This window comes from Mesorhizobium sp. M7A.F.Ca.CA.002.09.1.1 (assembly GCF_003998555.1).
Classification (GTDB): domain Bacteria; phylum Pseudomonadota; class Alphaproteobacteria; order Rhizobiales; family Rhizobiaceae; genus Mesorhizobium; species Mesorhizobium ciceri.
Map to the genome: position 1 here is coordinate 1 of NZ_RZRR01000812.1, position 2,567 is coordinate 2,567.

At 68.4% G+C, this 2,567-nt stretch carries 3 protein-coding genes and 1 pseudogene; all 4 read right to left on the reverse strand.

Annotation, left to right across the window (positions count from 1 at the left end; translation table 11 throughout):
• Positions 1-226: pseudogene (locus EN994_RS26645) on the reverse strand (N-acetylglucosamine-6-phosphate deacetylase); the annotation flags it as partial.
• Entirely contained in the window at positions 223-1,257 is a 1,035-nt protein-coding gene (locus EN994_RS26650) for an SIS domain-containing protein (RefSeq protein WP_063170416.1), read from the reverse strand. The pseudogene EN994_RS26645 and the gene EN994_RS26650, both read right to left, overlap by 4 nt.
• 17 nt (positions 1,258-1,274) lie before the next feature.
• A complete protein-coding gene (locus tag EN994_RS26655; RefSeq protein WP_063169682.1) occupies positions 1,275-2,057 on the reverse strand; it encodes a GntR family transcriptional regulator in 783 nt (260 codons plus the stop codon).
• Positions 2,054-2,567: BadF/BadG/BcrA/BcrD ATPase family protein (locus tag EN994_RS26660; protein ID WP_348631691.1), on the reverse strand; the 514-nt coding region annotated here is incomplete at its 5' end. The genes EN994_RS26660 and EN994_RS26655, both read right to left, overlap by 4 nt.

The following is a 2,567-nucleotide window of genomic DNA, read 5'->3' on the forward strand; positions in this document are numbered from 1 at the left end:
CGGGATGGTCGTTGAGCATGACGCCGCCGCCGCCATTGACCTGCAGGTCCACGAAGCCCGGCACCAGCAGGCCGTCACCGGCGTCGACGAGGGCGATGTCCGAGGGGACGGCGCCCGTGGGCAAAATGGCCTCGACGAGACCGTCGCGCACGACCAGCGCGTGGCCTTCATGCCAATCGTCGCCGTCGAAAATCCGGGCGCCAGTCAGGGCAAAGCGATTGCTCATACGGTCTCCGTCACCTTGCGAAGATTGCGCGGCGTGTCCGGGTCGAGACCGCGATGGCGGGCAAACGCCTCGACGAACATGTAGAAGGAGACGATCAGCGTCAGCGGATCGGTCAGTGGATGGCCTGTGGCGACATGCGGCAGGCGCACGGCGCGTTGGGCAAGTGCCGAGGTGACGAACACCGGCGCGCCCTTGGCCGCCAGGCTGTCGGCGGCCTCGGCAATCGACGGTTCGGACGCGTCGCGCGCGGCCAGCGCCAGCACCGGAAAATCAGGGCCGACCAGCGCCAGCGGGCCGTGCATGACCTCGGCGGCGCTGTAGGCTTCCGCATGCATGCCGCAGGTCTCCTTGAATTTCAGCGCAGCCTCATTGGCCATCGCCGCCGACGGTCCGCGGCCGAGGATGAACAACGACTTCTGCTTCTCGATCGTCTCAGAGATCACGCTCATCCAGTCGCAGGCGATCGCCTTGCCGAAATGCTCCGGCAGGCGGGCAAGCGCCGCCAGCAGCGCATCGTCGCCGGTGGCATGCGCCATCAGAGCGAGGCCGGCGACGGCCGAATTGATGAAGGTCTTGGTCGCCGCGACGCTGCGCTCGGGGCCGGCCAGGATGTCGATCGCATAGTCCGAGGCACGCGCCAGCGGCGAATCGGCGGTGTTGGTGATGGCGACGGTCAGCGCGCCTCCCGCCCGCGCGGTTTCGGCCATGGCGACGATGTCGGGGCTCTTGCCCGACTGCGAGATCGCCAGACAGGCCGAGCCGGCGAGCCTGAGCTTGCGGCCATAGATCGAGGCGATCGACGGCCCGACCGATGCGACGGCCAGGCCCGCGGTCAGCTCGACGGCGTATTTCATGAAGGTGGCGGCATGGTCGGACGAGCCGCGCGCCACGGTGACGACGAACTGCGGGTCGCGTTCACGGATGCCGCGCCCGGCTTCGGTCAGCACGGCGCCGGAGCCGTCGAGCAGGCGGGCGACGGCCTGCGGGACCTCCTCGATCTCGCGCCGCATATGGGTCATCTCTGTCGACATGGTCGGCTCTGTCGTGCTCATGGTCGGCCCTCTTCGCTCGGCCCTGTCAGCCGCAGTTCGGCGACGAAATCATAGGCGTCGCCCCGGTAGATAGAGCGGGTGAATTCGATCACCTTGCCGCTCGCCAGATAGGAAATGCGTTCGATGTGCAGGCCGGCAATGCCTGGCGGCACCTCGAGCAGGCGCGCGTCGCTGTCGCCGAGATTGGCGGCGGAAATGCGCTGCACCGCCCGCACCGGCCGATTGCCGGTCAATTCCAGCGCGGCATAGAGCGAGGAGCCTATGTCGGCCGGGTCGGGCAACACGCTGGCCGACAGCGAGGCCCGCTCGATCGCCAGCGGCGTGTCGTTGGCAATGCGCAGGCGCGCCACGCGCGCCACCAGTTCGTTCGACGACAGGCCGAGCACCATCATTTCGTCGGGCGAAGGTGCGTAAAGGCCGCGGTCGAGCCATGCCGAACGCACCACCATGCCGCGCCGCGCCATGTCCTCGGTAAACGAGGTCAGCCGCGACAGCGACTGTTCGACACGCTCCATGCGCGGCGCCACGAAGGTGCCGGAGCCGTGGCGCTGCACCAGGATGCCGCCCTTGACCAGGTCCTGCACCGCCTTGCGCACGGTGACCCGCGAAATATCGGCCTTGGTGGCGATGTCGCGCTCGGAGGGCAGCGCGTCGCCCGGCCCGATCAGGCCGCGGTTGACCGCGTCCTCGATGCTCTTGCGCAGCTGCAGATAAAGCGGCGCGCCGCTTTGCGCCTGATGTTTCAGCGTGGCGAAGATCTGGTCGGCGGCCTCGCTCATCGAGTTGCCTTCGCGTGTCCGGCGAAAAGGCGAACCGCCATCTGCACCGCGCCGCCCAGCGCGTCGTCGAGCGGCGGCTTCAGCAGCGCCCGGTAGCGGGCAGACAGGCGCGGCGCGTAGAGCGGCGCCAGCCCGCCGAGGAGGCACAGCGGCGCGTCGTCGGCGAGATCGAGCGCGCCGAGCGAGGCTTCGACATCGGCAACCACCCTGTCGAGGATCCAGTTGGCGACGCTGTCGCCCTTCTCGGCGTGTTCGAACACCTTGGGTGCGAAGCCGCCGAAATCGCCGGGCTTGGCATTGGTGGTGAATTCGACGACATCCTCCGGGTTGTTGCGGAAGACGGCCAGCATGCTCTGCGTCAGCGGCGAGCCCGCGCGGACGCCGTCATAGGCAAGCAGTGTCTGTTCGAGCAGGTCGCGGCCGATACGGGCGCCGCTGCCCTGGTCGCCAACCTGGAAGCCCCAGCCGCCGATGGCGCGCGATTTGCCTTGTCTGCGCGCCATATAGGCG

Bases quoted from the DNA above. Each gene is read 5' to 3' on its own strand.
- EN994_RS26650 (WP_063170416.1), bottom strand. From the start codon at position 1,257: ATGTCGACAGAGATGACCCATATGCGGCGCGAGATCGAGGAGGTCCCG.
- EN994_RS26655 (WP_063169682.1), bottom strand. From the start codon at position 2,057: ATGAGCGAGGCCGCCGACCAGATCTTCGCCACGCTGAAACATCAGGCG.